12 protein-coding genes and 2 tRNA genes are annotated in these 16,970 nt (G+C 65.0%); 12 read left to right on the top strand and 2 right to left on the bottom strand.

What is annotated here, in order from left to right:
• Positions 1-97 precede the first annotated feature (97 nt).
• Entirely contained in the window at positions 98-838 is a 741-nt protein-coding gene (locus CVH10_RS08550; RefSeq protein ID WP_106488368.1) for an SDR family NAD(P)-dependent oxidoreductase, read from the bottom strand.
• A 192-nt stretch (positions 839-1,030) separates the two neighbouring features.
• Between CVH10_RS08550 and gltX the strand changes: the two genes are divergently transcribed.
• The 3 genes from gltX (at position 1,031) to CVH10_RS08535 (ending at position 2,908) form a co-directional block, all read left to right on the top strand.
• Positions 1,031-2,509, top strand: coding sequence for a glutamate--tRNA ligase (gene gltX / locus CVH10_RS08545; RefSeq protein ID WP_106488367.1), 1,479 nt, complete (start codon positions 1,031-1,033; stop codon positions 2,507-2,509).
• Positions 2,510-2,734: 225 nt separating this feature from the next.
• Positions 2,735-2,810: transfer RNA gene (locus CVH10_RS08540), tRNA-Ala, on the top strand.
• A gap of 22 nt (positions 2,811-2,832) precedes the next feature.
• Positions 2,833-2,908, top strand: a tRNA-Glu gene (locus CVH10_RS08535).
• A 764-nt stretch (positions 2,909-3,672) separates the two neighbouring features.
• On the opposite strand, the gene gltA is transcribed toward CVH10_RS08535, so the two are convergent.
• The gene (gene gltA, locus CVH10_RS08530) at positions 3,673-4,959 is read right to left on the bottom strand and encodes a citrate synthase (RefSeq protein WP_106488366.1); all 1,287 of its coding nucleotides are present in this window, start codon (positions 4,957-4,959) and stop codon (positions 3,673-3,675) included.
• A gap of 457 nt (positions 4,960-5,416) precedes the next feature.
• On the opposite strand from gltA, the gene sdhC reads away from it, so the two are divergent.
• From sdhC to sucD, 9 genes are all read left to right on the top strand, one after another.
• Positions 5,417-5,794: a succinate dehydrogenase, cytochrome b556 subunit gene (sdhC, locus tag CVH10_RS08525; RefSeq protein WP_035597299.1), complete on the top strand. Its 378-nt coding sequence runs from the start codon at positions 5,417-5,419 to the stop codon at positions 5,792-5,794.
• A complete protein-coding gene (sdhD, locus tag CVH10_RS08520; RefSeq protein WP_035597295.1) occupies positions 5,788-6,135 on the top strand; it encodes a succinate dehydrogenase, hydrophobic membrane anchor protein in 348 nt (115 codons plus the stop codon). Before sdhC ends, sdhD begins: the two co-directional genes overlap by 7 nt.
• A gap of 3 nt (positions 6,136-6,138) precedes the next feature.
• Positions 6,139-7,911, top strand: a complete 1,773-nt coding sequence (gene sdhA / locus CVH10_RS08515; protein WP_035597292.1) for a succinate dehydrogenase flavoprotein subunit — start codon at positions 6,139-6,141, stop codon at positions 7,909-7,911.
• 11 nt (positions 7,912-7,922) lie between these two features.
• A complete protein-coding gene (locus tag CVH10_RS08510; RefSeq protein WP_035597289.1) occupies positions 7,923-8,633 on the top strand; it encodes a succinate dehydrogenase iron-sulfur subunit in 711 nt (236 codons plus the stop codon).
• Between the two features lie 212 nt (positions 8,634-8,845).
• On the top strand, positions 8,846-11,683 hold the full coding sequence (locus tag CVH10_RS08505; RefSeq protein WP_035597286.1) for a 2-oxoglutarate dehydrogenase E1 component: 2,838 nt from the start codon (positions 8,846-8,848) through the stop codon (positions 11,681-11,683).
• A gap of 42 nt (positions 11,684-11,725) precedes the next feature.
• Positions 11,726-13,276, top strand: coding sequence for a 2-oxoglutarate dehydrogenase complex dihydrolipoyllysine-residue succinyltransferase (gene odhB / locus CVH10_RS08500; protein ID WP_106488365.1), 1,551 nt, complete (start codon positions 11,726-11,728; stop codon positions 13,274-13,276).
• A 47-nt stretch (positions 13,277-13,323) separates the two neighbouring features.
• Complete coding sequence (gene lpdA / locus CVH10_RS08495; RefSeq protein WP_035597278.1) at positions 13,324-14,763, top strand: dihydrolipoyl dehydrogenase; 1,440 nt, start codon at positions 13,324-13,326, stop codon at positions 14,761-14,763.
• Between the two features lie 139 nt (positions 14,764-14,902).
• On the top strand, positions 14,903-16,069 hold the full coding sequence (sucC, locus tag CVH10_RS08490) for an ADP-forming succinate--CoA ligase subunit beta (protein WP_016856036.1): 1,167 nt from the start codon (positions 14,903-14,905) through the stop codon (positions 16,067-16,069).
• A complete protein-coding gene (gene sucD / locus CVH10_RS08485) occupies positions 16,069-16,941 on the top strand; it encodes a succinate--CoA ligase subunit alpha (protein WP_035597275.1) in 873 nt (290 codons plus the stop codon). The genes sucC and sucD overlap by 1 nt, the downstream gene beginning before the upstream one ends.
• The last annotated feature ends 29 nt before the right edge of the window (positions 16,942-16,970 follow it).

The raw sequence follows: 16,970 nt of genomic DNA, 5'->3' as shown, positions 1-16,970 counted from the left end.
CTGTCTGAGGTCGTCTACGAGATGGGGCATGGTCTGCGATTGCTCGAGACTGTGCAATAGCGAGCATCAACGTTATGGCCGCCGTCCCGCCCGAGCGTCACCATGCGATGGGTTGGTCGTCCCAATCACGGAAACCGCCGGAGTCTGCCGGTGAGCGCCTGCTCAGTACCGTGATCAGATGGTCTGCCACGAAGGCCGGTGTGAACAGCTTGCCTTCGGGCACGCGTCTCTGGAAGGGGGCCGACAGGTCGGTGTCGGTGGTGCCGGGGTGCAGGCAGGTGACGCAGGCATTGGGATTGAGGCGACGCAGCTCTACCGCGGCGGTCTTCATCAGCATGTTATGGGCGGCCTTGCTGGCACGATAGGCATACCAGCCGCCCAGCCGGTTGTCCTCGATGGAGCCGACCCGGGCCGAGAGGCTGCCGATCAGCACGGTGTGACGCCCCTTGAGCGAGGGGACCAGGGCCTTGAGCAGCAGGGCCGGGGTGGTGGCGTTGACGTGGAACAGCCGGCCCAGGGCGTCGGCGTCGAGGTCGTCGAGTTTCTTCTCCGGCGCGATGCCGTCGGCGTCGTCATGCAGCATGCCCAGCGCGTTGAGCACCAGGTGCAGCGGCTGGCCGTCGAGGGCGTCGGTCAGCGCGGCCAGGCCGTCCGGAGTGGTCAGGTCCAGGACGTGAGCGGTCAGCCTCGGATCGTCACGGCTGACCGCTTGCCGGCTGACGACGTGCAGGCGGGCCAGGCGCGGGTCGTCCAGCAGGGCGTCGACCAGGGCCGCACCGATGCCGCCGGAGGCGCCGGTGACCAGGGCCTGGTAGTCGTCGGGTAGCTGGGGAAGCATGGTGCTCCTCGTTCCGTGGGGTTCAGTGATGGACCATCGGCATCGCCAATGATTCCACGGGGCGGCTGCCGGCGCCACGCGAGGCGCGTATAATGCCCGCCATTCCTCTGGGGCCTTGCGGCGGCGTGGCGTTTCATGACCGGGCCGGCAAGGCGACCAGGATTCCATTCTCCCGACCGGACCAAGGACGACATGACCGTACGTACCCGTATCGCGCCGTCTCCCACCGGCGATCCCCATGTGGGAACCGCCTATATCGCCCTGTTCAACCTGTGCTTCGCCCGCCAGCACGGCGGCGAGTTCATCCTGCGCATCGAGGATACCGACCGGGTGCGCTCGACCGCCGAGTCGGAGCAGATGATCCTCGACTCCCTGCGCTGGCTCGGTCTGGAGTGGGATGAGGGTCCCGATGTGGGCGGCCCGCACGGCCCCTATCGGCAGAGCGAGCGCGGCGATATCTACGCCGAGCATGCGCGCAAGCTGATCGAGTCCGGTCATGCCTTCAAGTGCTACCGTACCAGCGATGAGCTCGACGAGCTGCGCGAGACGCGCAAGGCCGCCGGCCTTCACCTGGCGCTGAAGCCGGCCGATCTGGCGCTGCCCGAGGAAGAGGTCGCCCGCCGCGAGCGCGAGGGCTGGCCTCATGTGGTGCGCATGCACGTGCCGGCCAGTGGCACCTGCGTGGTCGATGACATGCTGCGCGGCACCATCGAGGTCGACTGGGCCCAGGTGGACGCCCAGATCCTGCTCAAGTCCGACGGCATGCCGACCTACCACCTGGCCAACGTGGTCGATGACCACCTGATGGGCATCACCCACGTGCTGCGCGGCGAGGAGTGGATCAACTCCGCGCCCAAGCACCAGCTGCTGTACGAGTACTTCGGCTGGCCGATGCCGACGCTGTGCCACATGCCGCTGCTGCGCAACCCGGACAAGTCGAAGCTCTCCAAGCGCAAGAACCCGACCTCGATCAACTACTACCGTCGCATGGGCTTCCTGCCCCAGGCGGTGACCAACTATCTCGGCCGCATGGGCTGGTCGATGCCCGACGAGCGCGAGAAGTTCACCCTCGACGAGATGATGAGTCACTTCGACGTGCAGCGGGTCTCGCTGGGCGGGCCGGTGTTCGACCTGCAGAAGCTGAGCTGGCTGAACGGCCTCTACATCCGCGAGGACCTGGACGACGATGCCTTCCTCAAGGCGCTGCGCGACTGGGCCTTCAACGAGGAGTACGTGCGCCAGATCCTGCCGCAGGTGCGGCCGCGGGTGGAGACGCTGTCCGACGTGATGCCGCTGGCCGGCCACTTCTTCTCCGGCGTGCCGGCGATCGAGGAGGGCGACTTCGACGGCGTCAAGCTGGGCCGCGAGGACCTGGTCAAGCTGCTGCAGTTCCTGACCTGGCGCCTCGAGACCGTGCCCGCCTGGCACAAGGAGGCCCTGCTGACCGAGGTCAAGGCGCTGGCCGCGCACTTCGAGCTCAAGATGAAGGACTTCCTGGCGCCGGTGTTCATCGCCATCACCGGCTCCGTCGCCAGTACCTCGGTGATGGATGCCATGGCGATTCTCGGCTCCGACATGACCCGGGCGCGCCTGCGCCACGCCATCGCGGTGCTGGGCGGTGTGTCCAAGAAGCAGGCCAAGCGCTTCGAGAAGGAATACCGGGAGCTTTAACGCAGTAGGGAAACCCAGTATTTCCGTTGCGAGCGATGATAGGCGGGGACGCCGAGTCTGGTCGCCGCCGGAGCACAGCGCCCGGAGTGTAGCCTGCTATATGGGAGACGACCGGGCCGGCACCGCCGGCGGCCAGCTTTTCACATAGAGCGCGAGCGCAGCAGGAAATACCCGTTGACGAAGGCGAAGGGAATCAGTATTATACGCCTCGTCTTCACGACATGTGGGGCCTTAGCTCAGCTGGGAGAGCGCAACACTGGCAGTGTTGAGGTCAGCGGTTCGATCCCGCTAGGCTCCACCAATCACGTCATCGAAGATGATGCGTCCCATTCGTCTAGTGGTCCAGGACACCGCCCTTTCACGGCGGTAACAGGGGTTCGAACCCCCTATGGGACGCCACTCCAATCTCTATCTCCCCGGACGCCATGAGCGTCTTTTTTTGTCTCCGTCCGAGGCGCTTTATGGCGCTGGTTCGCGCGAGAGTCATGCTTTCTTCCTACATAAAGGCCCTGCAAGGCCTTGACTTGTCCACTTGAGCGGTTCCTGTCGTAACATTGTTCACAGGATCGCCTCGCAGGCCCGTGGTTATGGGCTCGGCAGATTAGTTCTTATAAATCAAAGGGTTGAGTGCGGTCAAAAATTGACCAATCTGAGCGCGACCCGCTATCCATGGCGATTCTGGGCGATTCCTCAAGGGTTTTGAACAGGTTTATCCACAGAATGTGTGGAAAACGCTGCGAAACGGCGTCAGTGCCATGACAGCGGTGGAGAGGCGGGGCTCGCGCTCTGCTTGGTCGTCTCCGCGCTAGGCCGTGAGCGGGGCAGGGCGGTGCTGGCGAGGTCGCCGCTGACGGATGTCGCTGGGGCGTCGGAATGGCCCGGAGAGGGCGTCGACGCGAGGCGCCGGTTCAGGGTGGGGTCAGGTCGGCGGCGTCTTCTGCGGTGCTTCTGAGGCGGCTGGGGCGAGGAGGCTGGAGTGCGAGGCAGTGGAGAGCGAAGAGCTGGAGCGTGGCGGGGGCGGACAAGCGGCTGTGATCCTCGAACGGCGCCGGCCGGCGTCGAGCAGGGAGAGGGCTCTCCGCCGGGAGGGTGATCTCGGGTCAGAAACGCAGGAAGGCCGCCCCGAGGGGCGGCCTTCGTCGTCAGTGCGAGTCGTTCGCCGATTACTTGGCGGGGTAGTCGCGCTGGGTGTGGCCGGTGTAGAGCTGGCGTGGACGGCTGATCTTGTAGCTGTCGCTGAGCATCTCGTGCCAGTGGGAGATCCAGCCGATGGTGCGGGACACCGCGAAGATCACGGTGAACATGTTGGTCGGGATGCCCATGGCCTTGAGGATGATGCCGGAGTAGAAGTCGACGTTCGGGTAGAGCTTGCGCTCGACGAAGTACTCGTCCTCCAGGGCGATCTGCTCGAGGCGCTTGGCGATCTTGAGCTGCGGGTCGTCGGCCTTGCCGAGCTGGGCCAGGACCTCGTCGCAGGTTTCCTTCATGACCTTGGCGCGCGGGTCGAAGTTGCGGTAGACGCGGTGGCCGAAGCCCATCAGCTTGAACGGGTCGTTCTTGTCCTTGGCCTTGTCGATGAAGCGCTGGATGTTCTCTTCGGAGTCGTCGCCGATCTCGTCGAGCATGTTCAGCACGGCCTCGTTGGCACCGCCGTGGGCCGGGCCCCACAGGGCGGCGATGCCGGCGCTGATGCAGGCGAACGGGTTGGCGCCGGTGGAGCCGGCCAGGCGCACCGTGGAGGTGGAGGCGTTCTGCTCGTGGTCGGCGTGGAGCATGAAGATGCGATCCATCGCCTTGGCGAACACCGGGTTGATCTCGTAGTTCTCGCACGGGTTGCTGAACATCATGTAGAGGAAGTTCTCTGCATAGTTCAGGTCGTTGCGCGGATAGACGAACGGCTGGCCCACGTTGTACTTGTGGGACATGGCCGCGATGGTCGGCATCTTGGCGATCAGGCGGATGGCGCTGATCTCGCGGTCTTCCTGCTTGGTGATGTCCAGATGGTCGTGATAGAAGGCCGCCAGGCCGCCGACCACACCGCACAGGATCGACATCGGGTGGGCGTCGCGACGGAAGCCCTTGAAGAAGTTGGCCAGCTGCTCGTGCACCATGGTGTGGTGCGTCACGCGCTCCGCGAAATCGGTGTACTGAGCGTCGTTGGGCAGCTCGCCGAACAGCAGCAGATAGCACAGTTCGACGAAGTCGGACTGCTTGGCCAGCTGGTCGATGGGGTAGCCGCGATGCAGCAGCACGCCCTGGCCGCCATCGATGTAGGTGATGGCGGACTGGCAAGAGGAGGTCGCCATGAAGCCGGGATCGTAGGTGAACAGGCCCTCGGCACCCAGGCCGCGAACGTCGATGACATCTGGCCCCGCAGCCCCCGAGTAGACCGGCAGCTCGATCGATTTCTCCAGGCCTTCTACCGTCAGCGTTGCTTTCCTGTCAGCCATAACTGGCCTCCTCTCGAGTTCATGGTGGCGCGATAAGTCGTGATTTCGCGGAACTTGCCTGCGAAAAGGTTCGCCCACTATAGAAGCGTCTTTTCGATTGTCAATTCATCCATCGATGTTGGTGTGCTGTATTGGAGTGGATTTATGTATAATTCTTGTCGCACATATGGTGCTTTGCACCATGGTGGTGCCATACGCCGCCTGGCAAGCACATGAGACTGGGAAAGCGCCGAGAGGTGGAATTTTTTACGCCAATCGTGGCCTGCCACCATGGTCTAGTTGGCAAGCTAGTGATTTGTCATCGATGCAGGCATGGCCCTATAATCCTGTCCCGCGACTGGCAGGAATAGGGAGATCGTGACCCGCAAGGCATGATCGTTCTCCTTCCCGAAACCACCGCCCGTGGCGGGCTCTCCTCGAGTGCCCAGTGACGGGCCAAGAGAGTGTGTAGAGAGCCGTGAATAGCAAACGACCCGTAAATCTGGATCTGTCCACGATACAGTTCCCCCTCCCCGCCCTGACGTCGATCGCTCACCGCATCACCGGCGTCATTCTCTTCATCGGCCTGATCTTCGGCTTCTGGGCACTGGATGCTTCCTTGTCGTCCGCCGAAGGCTTCGCTGCCGTCAGCGATGCGCTGGCTCACAACATCCTGGCCAAGCTGATCGCCTGGGGGCTGCTGTCTGCCCTGGCGTTCCACTTCGTGGCCGGCGTGAAGCACCTGCTGATGGACGTCGACATCGGTGTGACCCTCGAAGGTGGCGTCAAGAAGGCGCAGATCACCGTCGTGGCAAGCGCGGTCCTGATCATTCTGGCTGGAGTCTGGGTATGGTAACCAACATCACGAACTTCGGACGCAGCGGGCTGTCCGATTGGCTCGTTCAGCGCGTCTCGGCCGTTATTCTGGCCCTCTACACACTCTTCATCGTCGGCTACCTGCTGGTCCATCCCGGTCTCGACTACTCGACCTGGAGCGGGCTCTTCGGCCAGACCTGGATGCGAATCTTCTCGCTGCTGGCCTTCGTGTCCCTGTCCGCCCACGCCTGGGTGGGGCTGTGGACCGTGACCACCGACTATCTCAAGCCGACCGGCATCCGCATTGCCGTCCAGACCGTCATCATCCTGGCCATCTTCGTGTTCCTGGTCTGGGGTATTCAAGTTCTGTGGGGAGCCTGATCCATGTCCAACATGCGTAGCCTGACCTTCGACGCCATCATCATCGGCGGTGGCGGTTCCGGCCTGCGGGCCGCCCTCGAGCTGGCCAAGTCCGGCAAGAAGACCGCCGTGCTGTCCAAGGTCTTCCCGACTCGCTCGCACACCGTGTCCGCCCAGGGCGGCATCACCTGTGCCATCGCTTCCGCCGACCCCAACGACGACTGGCGCTGGCACATGTACGACACCGTCAAGGGCGGCGACTACATCGCCGACCAGGACGCCGCCGAGTACATGTGCTCCGAAGGTCCGAAGGCGGTCTTCGAGCTCGAGCACATGGGTCTGCCGTTCTCCCGCTTCGACAACGGCCGCATCTATCAGCGCCCGTTCGGCGGCCAGTCCAAGAACTTCGGTGAAGGCGGTCAGGCGGCCCGTACCTGCGCCGCGGCGGACCGTACCGGCCATGCCCTGCTGCATACCCTTTACCAGAACAACCTGAAGAACAATACCACCTTCCTCAACGAGTGGTACGCCGTCGACTTGGTCAAGAACGCCAACGGCGACGTCGTCGGCTGCATCGCCATGGACATCGAGTCCGGTGAAGTGGTGCACATCAAGTCCAAGGCCACCGTGCTGGCCACCGGCGGTTCCGGCCGCATCTATGCCTCCACCACCAACGCCCTGATCAACACCGGCGACGGCATCGGCATGGCGCTGCGCGCCGGCTTCCCGATGCAGGACATGGAGATGTGGCAGTTCCACCCGACCGGCATCTACGGCGCCGGTACCCTGGTGACCGAGGGTTGCCGCGGCGAGGGTGGCTACCTGGTCAACAAGGACGGCGAGCGCTTCATGGAGCGTTACGCGCCCAACGCCAAGGACCTGGCCGGCCGTGACGTGGTCGCGCGTTCCATGGTCATGGAGATCCTCGAGGGTCGTGGCTGCGGCGAGAACGGCGATCACGTCTACCTCAAGCTCGACCACCTGGGCGAGGAAGTTCTCGGCAAGCGTCTGCCGGGCATCGTCGAGCTGTCCAAGACCTTCGCCCACGTGGATCCGGCCAAGGAGCCGATCCCGGTGGTGCCGACCTGCCACTACATGATGGGCGGCGTGCCGACCAACGTGCACGGCCAGGCGATCATGCAGGACGGCGACGGCAACGATCAGATCGTCAACGGCCTCTACGCCGTCGGCGAGGCGGCCTGCGTGTCGGTCCACGGCGCCAACCGCCTGGGCGGCAACTCGCTGCTCGACCTGGTGGTGTTCGGTCGCGCGGCCGGCATGTTCATCGAGAGCGCGCTCAACGAGGGCATCGAGTACCTGGCGGCCAGCGAGTCCGACGTCGAGTCGGCCATGAAGCGCATCAACCGCTGGAACGAGTCCGAAAGCGGCGAGACCGTCCCCGAGCTCAAGCGCGCACTGCAGGACATCATGCAGAACGCCTTCGGCGTCTTCCGTCAGGAAGAGAACATGCAGAAGGGTGTCCAGCAGCTGGCCGAGCTGCGTGAGCGCATCAACAACGCTTACCTGCCGGACAAGTCCAACACCTTCAACACCGCCCGGGTCGAGGCACTCGAGCTCGACAACCTGATGGAGGTCGCCGAGGCCACCGCCATCGCGGCCCTCGAGCGCAAGGAGAGCCGTGGTGCCCACTCACGCTACGACTACCCGGATCGCGACGACGTCAACTGGCTGAAGCACTCCATGTATTTCCCGGCCGAGAAGCGCCTGGGGCAGCGTGATGTGAACTTCGCGCCCAAGACCGTCGATATGTTCGAACCGAAAGTCCGTACCTACTGAGGGGAGTCACGATGTCCACGCTTCAGGTATCCCTGTACCGCTACAATCCCGAGACGGACTCCGCCCCCTACATGGAGGAGTTCCAGGTCGACACCCAGGGCCGCGACCTGATGGTGCTCGACGTCCTGCACCTGGTGAAGGAGCAGGACAACGGCCTGGCCTATCGTCGCAGCTGCCGCGAGGGCGTGTGCGGCTCCGACGGCATGAACATGAACGGCAAGAACGGCCTGGCCTGCATCACGCCGCTGTCCGACGTGGTCAAGAAGGGCAAGCTGACCCTGCGTCCGCTGCCCGGCCTGCCGGTCATCCGTGACCTGGTGGTCGACATGGGGCTGTTCTACCAGCAGTACGAGCGCATCCAGCCGTACCTGCAGAACGACACCCCGGCGCCGGCCATCGAGCGTCTGCAGTCGCCGGAGGACCGCGACAAGCTCGACGGCCTCTACGAGTGCATCCTGTGCGCCTGCTGCTCGACCTCCTGCCCGTCGTTCTGGTGGAACCCGGACAAGTTCGTCGGTCCGGCCGGTCTGCTGCAGGCCTATCGCTTCCTCGCCGACTCCCGCGACGAGGCGACACGCGAGCGTCTGGAAGGCCTTCAGGACCCGTTCAGCGTGTTCCGCTGCCGCGGCATCATGAACTGTGTGGCGGTGTGCCCGAAGGGGCTCAATCCCACGCGCGCGATCGGCAAGATTCGCGAGATGCTGCTGGCGGATGCCACTTAAATCGTGGGCCGGGGCTTGTTATCATACGTTTCAGGCTGCGACGTGCTGTCGCAGTCTGGCCCCCGGTGAGACGTCCGAAGCCGGTGCCTCGTGCACCGGCTTCTGAGCATAGAAAAACAGGTGACCGCCCCGCCGGCTGGCTACCTAACTGATGTCGCCACGGGTGAGCCGTGACGGCCGACACCACCCCATCAGTGCAGGGTGACCGAGAGATGCAACAAGGCATAATGGAGTTGATGTGGCGCTCCTCCCATGTCAGTGGCAGCAATGTCCACTACGTGGAAGCGCTCTACGAGCAGTACCTCGATGACCCCTCTGCCGTTCCCGACGAATGGCGTCAGTACTTCGATCAACTGCCGAGACCCGATGGCAGCGCCACTCAAGACGTTCCGCTTGCCCCTACCCGCGAACAGTTCTACCAGCTAGGCCGCCAGCGCCGCACCGCCCAGACCGCGTCCGCCGCTTCCGAGAGCGACGAGAACCGCAAGCAGGTCAAGGTGCTGCAGCTGATCAACGCCTATCGCTTCCGCGGACACCAGAAGGCCGATATCGATCCCCTCGATCTGCGTAGCCCGACCCCGGTGCCCGACCTGGATCTGTCCTTCCACCAGCTCTCCAAGGCCGACCTGGATACCGAATTCCAGACCGGCTCTCTGTTCATGGGCGCCGACAAGGCACCGCTGAAGCAGATCGTCGAGGCGCTGGAGCAGACCTACTGCCGCAGCATCGGCTGCGAGTTCATGCACATCGTCGACACCGAAGAGAAGCGCTGGCTGCAGCAGCGTTTCGAGTCGGTGCGCTCGGCGCCGACGTTCAGCGAAGACGTCCGCAAGCATGTCTTCGAGCGGCTCACCGCCGCCGAGGGTCTCGAGAGCTATCTGGCCTCCAAGTACCCGGGCACCAAGCGCTTCGGCCTGGAGGGCGGCGAGTCCTTCATCCCGATGATGGACGAGCTGATCCAGCGCGCCGGCGGCTACGGCACCAAGGAAGTCGTGATCGGCATGGCCCACCGCGGCCGTCTCAACGTGCTGGTCAACATCCTGGGCAAGAACCCGTCCGAGCTGATCGACGAGTTCGACGGCAAGAAGCTGGTCGAGCGCGGCTCCGGTGACGTGAAGTATCACCAGGGCTTCAGTTCCAACGTCATGACCCCGGGCGGAGAAGTCCACCTGGCCATGTCGTTCAACCCTTCCCACCTGGAGATCGTCGCGCCGGTGGTCGAGGGATCGGTGCGGGCCCGCCAGGATCGTCGCAACGACACCGACGGCGGCAAGGTGCTGCCGATCAACGTCCATGGCGACGCGGCCTTCGCCGGCCAGGGCGTGGTCATGGAGACGTTCCAGATGTCCCAGACCCGCGCCTACCGGACCGGCGGCACGGTGCACATCGTGATCAACAACCAGGTGGGCTTCACCACGTCCCATCCGGAAGACTCGCGCTCCACCGAGTACTGCACCGACATCGCCAAGATGGTTCAGGCGCCGATCTTCCACGTCAACGGCGACGATCCGGACGCCGTGCTGCACGCCACCCAGGTGGCACTGGACTACCGCCAGCAGTTCAAGAAGGACGTGGTCATCGACCTGGTGTGCTACCGTCGCCGCGGTCACAACGAGGCCGACGAGCCGTCCGGCACCCAGCCGATGATGTACAGCAAGATCAAGAACCATCCGTCCTCGCGCGCGCTGTACGCCGAGCGCCTGGTGAAGGAGGGGCTGTACTCCGAGGATGAGGCCAAGGCCACCATGGAAGGCTATCGCGACGACCTGGTCGCCGGTAACCACGTGGCCAACGCCCTGGTGCAGAAGCCGAACACCGCGCTGTTCGTCGACTGGAAGCCCTATCTCGGTCACGAGTGGAGCGGCCACACCGACACCAGCTTCGACATGAAGCGCCTGCAGCATCTGGCGGCGCGCATGTGCGAGGTGCCGGACGGCGTCAGCGTGCAGCGCCAGGTCGCCAAGATCTACGACGACCGCCGCAAGATGCAGGCCGGCGGCATGGCCTGCAACTGGGGCTTCGCCGAGACTCTGGCCTATGCCACGCTGCTCGACCAGGGCCACCCGATTCGCCTGACCGGCCAGGACGTGGGTCGTGGCACCTTCTCCCACCGCCACGCGGTGGTGCACAACCAGAAGGACGGCAGCACCTTCGTGCCGCTGCAGCATCTGAGCGATGGCCAGCCGCGCTTCACCATCCACGACTCCTTCCTGTCGGAAGAAGCCGTGCTGGCGTTCGAGTACGGCTACTCCACCACGGCGCCCAACGACCTGGTGATCTGGGAAGCGCAGTTCGGCGACTTCTTCAACGGTGCCCAGGTGGTGGTCGACCAGTTCATCTCCTCCGGCGAGACCAAGTGGGAGCGGCTGTGCGGCCTGACCATGCTGCTGCCGCATGGCTACGAGGGGCAGGGGCCCGAGCACTCCTCCGCGCGCCTGGAGCGTTTCCTGCAGCTGTGCGCCGAGCACAACATGCAGGTCTGCGTGCCGACCACGCCGGCGCAGATCTTCCACCTGCTGCGTCGCCAGGTGATCCGCAAGCTGCGCAAGCCGCTGGTGGTGATGTCGCCGAAGAGCCTGTTGCGCCACAAGGATGCCACCTCCAGCCTGGACGAGCTCGCCAACGGCAGCTTCCAGATGGTGATTCCCGACCAGGGCAAGCGCGACGCCGACAAGGTCGAGCGCATCATCCTGTGTGCCGGCAAGGTCTACTACGACCTGGCCAACTGGCGCGAGGAGAACGCCCGCGACGACGTGGCCATCCTGCGTCTCGAGCAGCTCTACCCGTTCCCCGAAGCCGAGCTCTTCGAGGCGATCCAGGCCTACACCAACGCCAGCGAGATGGTGTGGTGCCAGGAGGAGCCGCTCAACCAGGGCGCCTGGTACCCCAGTCAGCACCACATGCGCAGCGTGGCGGAGCAGCTCAAGACGGGCCTGGGCGGCAAGCTCAAGTTCGCCGGCCGCCCGGCATCGGCGGCGCCCGCGGCGGGCTACATGTCCGTGCACACCGAACAGCAGCGCAAGCTGGTGGAAGACGCCTTCAACCTCTAAGGCAGCCCACCGGGACGAGAGAGAACACACAAGGGAAACGACATGGCTACCGAGATCAAGGCACCCACCTTTCCGGAATCCGTTGCCGAAGGCAGCGTGGCCGCCTGGCACAAGAAGCCGGGCGACAGCGTCGAGCGTGACGAGCTGATCGTCGAGATCGAGACCGACAAGGTGGTGCTCGAGGTCGTGGCACCCGAGGCCGGTACCCTGGCCGAGGTGCTGGCGGAAGAAGGCGATACCGTGCAGTCCGAGCAGGTACTCGGCCGCATCGGCGAAGGCGCGGCCAGCGGCGGCAACAAGGCCGAGGCCGCCAGCGAAGAGAAGAGCGATGCCAAGGCGGAGGCCGCTCCGGCCGCCGGCGGCCAGGCGCACGAGGTGAAGGCCCCGACCTTCCCCGAGTCCGTCCAGGAAGGCACCGTGGCCAGCTGGAACAAGCAGGTCGGCGAAGCCGTCAAGCGTGACGAGGTGCTGGCCGAGATCGAGACCGACAAGGTCGTGCTCGAGGTGGTCGCGCCGGCGGACGGCGCGCTGTCCGAGATCAAGGCCGAGGAAGGCAGCCAGGTGGCCTCCGAAGAGGTGCTGGCGATCTTCACCGAAGGCGCCGGCGGCGATGCCGCTCCGGCCGCCGGTGAAGGTAAGGCCGCGGCCTCCGCCGACGATGGCGCCAGCGACGAGAAGGTCGGCGACAAGATCCTCGCCCCGGCCGCGCGCAAGCTGGTCGCCGAGCATGACCTCGACGTCGGCAAGCTCCAGGGCACCGGCAAGGGGGGGCGCGTCCTCAAGGAAGACGTGCAGAAGGCGATCAAGGACGGCAGCGCCAAGAAGTCGGCCAAGTCCGCCCAGCCGGCCGGCGCCAAGGCCGCCGCGGCGCCGGCGCCGGTCGCCGAGGGCGAGCGTCCCGAGAAGCGCGTGCCGATGACGCGCCTGCGCAAGACCATCGCCAAGCGTCTGGTCGAGGCCCAGCAGACCGCCGCCATGCTGACCACCTACAACGAGGTGGACATGGGCGCGGTCATGGACCTGCGCGCGCAGTACAAGGACACCTTCCTCAAGGCCCACGACACCAAGCTCGGCTTCATGGGCTTCTTCGTCAAGGCGGCCTCCGAGGCGCTCAAGCGCTTCCCGGACGTCAACGCCTCCATCGACGGCGACGACATCGTCTACCACGGTTACCAGGACATCGGCGTGGCCGTGTCCACCGACCGTGGCCTGGTCGTGCCGGTGCTGCGCGATACCGACAGCATGAAGATCGCCGACGTCGAGAAGGGCATCGTCGACTTCGGCAAGCGTGCCCGTGACGGCAAGCTCGGCATCGACGAGATGCAGGGCGGCACCTTCACCATCACCAACGGCGGCATCTTCGGCTCGCTGATGTCCACGCCGATCCTCAATCCGCCGCAGACCGCGATCCTGGGCATGCACAAGATCCAGGAGCGTCCGATGGCGGTCAACGGCAAGGTCGAGATTCGCCCGATGATGTACCTGGCGCTGTCATACGATCACCGCATGATCGACGGCAAGGACGCGGTGCAGTTCCTGGTGACCATCAAGGAGCTGCTCGAGGACCCGGCCCGTCTGCTGCTGGATGTCTGATCCGCGCCGGTTAACGAGCACAGCGAAACATAACGCAAGGAGCCAACATGGCCGACAAGTTTGATGTCATCGTCATCGGCGCGGGCCCCGGCGGCTACGTGGCCGCCATCCGCGCCGCCCAGATGGGCCTGAAGACCGCCTGTGTCGAGAAGTGGATCGGCAAGGAAGGCAATGTCGTGCACGGCGGGACCTGCCTGAACGTCGGTTGCATCCCGTCCAAGGCGCTGCTGGAGGCCTCCCACAAGTTCGTCGAGGCGCAGCACGACTTCGACGACATGGGCATCGAGGCGGGTGACGTCACCATGGACGTCAAGAAGATGATGGCCCGCAAGGACAAGATCGTTAAGAACCTGACCGGCGGCATCGCCGGCCTGTTCAAGGCCAACGGCGTCACCGCGCTGGAGGGCACCGGCAAGGTGACCGGCAGCAAGCAGGTCGAGGTCACCGACAAGGACGGCAACGCCGCCACCTACGAGGCGGACAACATCGTGGTCGCCGCCGGCTCCGTGCCGGTCGAGATCCCGCCGACCCCGCTGACCGAAGGCCTGATCGTCGACTCCACCGGCGCGCTGGAATTCCAGGAAACGCCGAAGCGTCTGGGCGTCATCGGCGCCGGCGTCATCGGCCTGGAGCTCGGCAGCGTGTGGAACCGTCTGGGCTCGGAAGTCACGGTCCTCGAGGCCATGGACGACTTCCTGCCGATGGTCGACGGCGCCATCGCCAAGGAAACCCAGAAGCTGCTCAAGAAGCAGGGCCTGGACATCAAGCTGGGCGCCCGCGTCACCGGCTCCGAGGTCAAGGGCGACGAGGTCGTGGTCAAGTACTCCGACGCCAAGGGCGAGCAGGAGATCACCTTCGACAAGCTGATCGTCTGCGTCGGCCGCAAGCCGTACACCAAGGGCGTGATCGGTGACGGCGTGGGCGTCGAGCTCGACGAGCGCGGCTTCATCCACGTCGACGACCAGTGCCGCACCAGCGTGCCGGGCGTCTACGCCATCGGCGACTGCGTGCGTGGCCCGATGCTGGCCCACAAGGCCTCCGAAGAGGGCGTGATGGTCGCGGACATCATCGCCGGTCACAAGGCCGAGATGAACTACGACGCCATTCCCAGCGTGATCTACACCTTCCCCGAGGTGGCCTGGGTCGGCATGACCGAGCAGGACGCCAAGGCGGCCGGCATCGAGGTCAAGACCGGCGCCTTCCCGTTCGCCGCCAGCGGTCGTGCCATGGCCAACAACGCCACCGAGGGTCAGGCCAAGGTGATCGCCGACGCCGAGACCGATCGTATCCTGGGCATGCACATCGTCGGCCAGCACGCCGGCGAGATGATCGCCCAGGGCGTCATCGCCATGGAATTCGGCTCCAGCGCCGAGGATCTGGCGCTGTCCTGCTATGCGCACCCGACCATGTCCGAGGCCGTCCACGAGGCAGCCCTGGCCGTGGAAGGTCACGCCATCCACATGGCGAACCGCAAGAAGCGCAAGTAAGACAACAAGAGCGCCGCCTTCGGGCGGCGCGTCCCTTCCGGCCATGCATCGGAGGGGAGCGGTGGTAGCCGCCGCGCTGCGCCGAGCCGGCGCCCGGGCGACTACCGTTCGAGTCACATGCAACCAATGGCATGAATCGATGAACCTTCACGAGTATCAGAGCAAACAGCTGTTTGCCGACTATGGTCTGCCCGTCTCCAAGGGCTTTGCCGTCGACACCCCCGAGGAAGCGGCGGAAGCCTGCAAGAAGATCGGCGGTGAGATGTGGGTCGTCAAGGCCCAGGTCCACGCCGGTGGCCGCGGCAAGGCCGGCGGCGTCAAGCTGGTCAAGAGCGCCGACGAGGCCAAGGCCTTCGCCGAGCAGTGGCTGGGCAAGAACCTGGTGACCTTCCAGACCGACGAGCACGGTCAGCCGGTCGCCAAGATCCTGGTCGAGAACTGCACCGACATCGCCAGCGAGCTCTATCTCGGTGCCGTGGTCGATCGCGCCACTCGCCGCGTGGTCTTCATGGCCTCCACCGAGGGCGGCGTCGAGATCGAGAAGGTCGCCGAGGAAACTCCGGAGAAGATCCTCAAGGCCGAGATCGATCCGCTGGTCGGTGCCCAGCCGTACCAGGCCCGCGAGCTGGCCTTCCAGCTGGGCCTCGAAGGCGCACAGGTCAAGCAGTTCACCAAGATCTTCTTGGGCCTGTCCAAGCTGTTCCACGACAAGGATCTGGCGCTGCTCGAGATCAACCCGCTGGTGATCACCGAGGAAGGCAACCTGCACTGCCTCGACGCCAAGATCAACCTGGACGGCAACGCCCTGTACCGTCACCCGGACCTGCAGGCCATGCGCGATCCCTCCCAGGAGGATTCCCGCGAGGCCGAGGCCGCGGCATGGGACCTGAACTACGTGGCCCTGGACGGCAACATCGGCTGCATGGTCAACGGCGCCGGCCTGGCCATGGGTACCATGGACATCGTTAACCTGAACGGCGGCAGCCCGGCCAACTTCCTTGACGTGGGCGGTGGCGCCACCAAGGAGCGCGTGGCGGAAGCGTTCAAGATCATCCTGTCCGACGACAACGTCAAGGCCGTGCTGGTCAACATCTTCGGCGGCATCGTGCGCTGCGACATGATCGCCGAGGGCATCATCGGTGCCGTCGAGCAGGTGGGCGTCAACGTGCCGGTCGTGGTGCGTCTGGAAGGTAACAACGCCGAGCTGGGTGCCGAGAAGCTGGCCTCCAGCGGTCTGAACATCATCGCTGCCAAGAGCCTCACCGACGCGGCTCAGCAGGTCGTCAAGGCAGCGGAGGGCAAGTAATGAGCATCCTGATCGACAAGAACACCAAGGTCATCTGCCAGGGCTTCACCGGCGGCCAGGGGACCTTCCACTCCGAGCAGGCGATCGCCTACGGCACCCAGATGGTCGGCGGCGTGACCCCGGGCAAGGGCGGCCAGGAGCACCTGGGCCTGCCGGTGTTCAACACCGTCAAGGAAGCGGTCGAGCAGACCGGCGCCGAGGCCAGCGTGATCTACGTGCCGGCCGCCTTCTGCAAGGACTCTATCCTCGAGGCCGCCAACGCCGGCATCAAGCTGATCGTGTGCATCACCGAGGGCATCCCGACCCTCGACATGCTCGACGTCAAGGTCAAGTGCGATGAGCTGGGCGTGCGTCTGATCGGCCCGAACTGCCCCGGTGTGATCACCCCGGGCGAGAGCAAGATCGGCATCATGCCGGGCCACATCCACAAGCCGGGCAAGGTCGGTATCGTGTCGCGTTCCGGCACCCTGACCTATGAGGCGGTCAAGCAGACCACCGACCACGGCTTCGGCCAGTCCACCTGCGTGGGCATCGGCGGCGACCCGATCCCGGGCTCCACCTTCATCGACATCCTCGAGAAGTTCGAGAAGGATCCGGCCACCGAAGCCATCGTGATGATCGGTGAGATCGGCGGCACCGCCGAGGAAGAGGCGGCCGCCTACATCAAGGAGCACGTCTCCAAGCCGGTGGTGTCCTACATCGCCGGCGTCACCGCTCCTCCCGGCAAGCGCATGGGCCACGCCGGCGCCATCATCGCCGGCGGCAAGGGCACTGCGGACGAGAAGTTCGGCGCCCTCGAGGCGGCGGGCGTCAAGACCGTGCGCTCCCTGGCCGAGATCGGCGACGCGCTGAAGGAAGCCACCGGCTGGTAAGCCGCTGTCTTCGCGACGCGATGCGCAAA

This window comes from Halomonas sp. ND22Bw (genome assembly GCF_003011945.1).
GTDB lineage: Bacteria > Pseudomonadota > Gammaproteobacteria > Pseudomonadales > Halomonadaceae > Halomonas > Halomonas halophila.
Note: the sequence above shows the minus strand (reverse complement) of the source record. Positions and strands in the feature narration are given on the sequence as shown.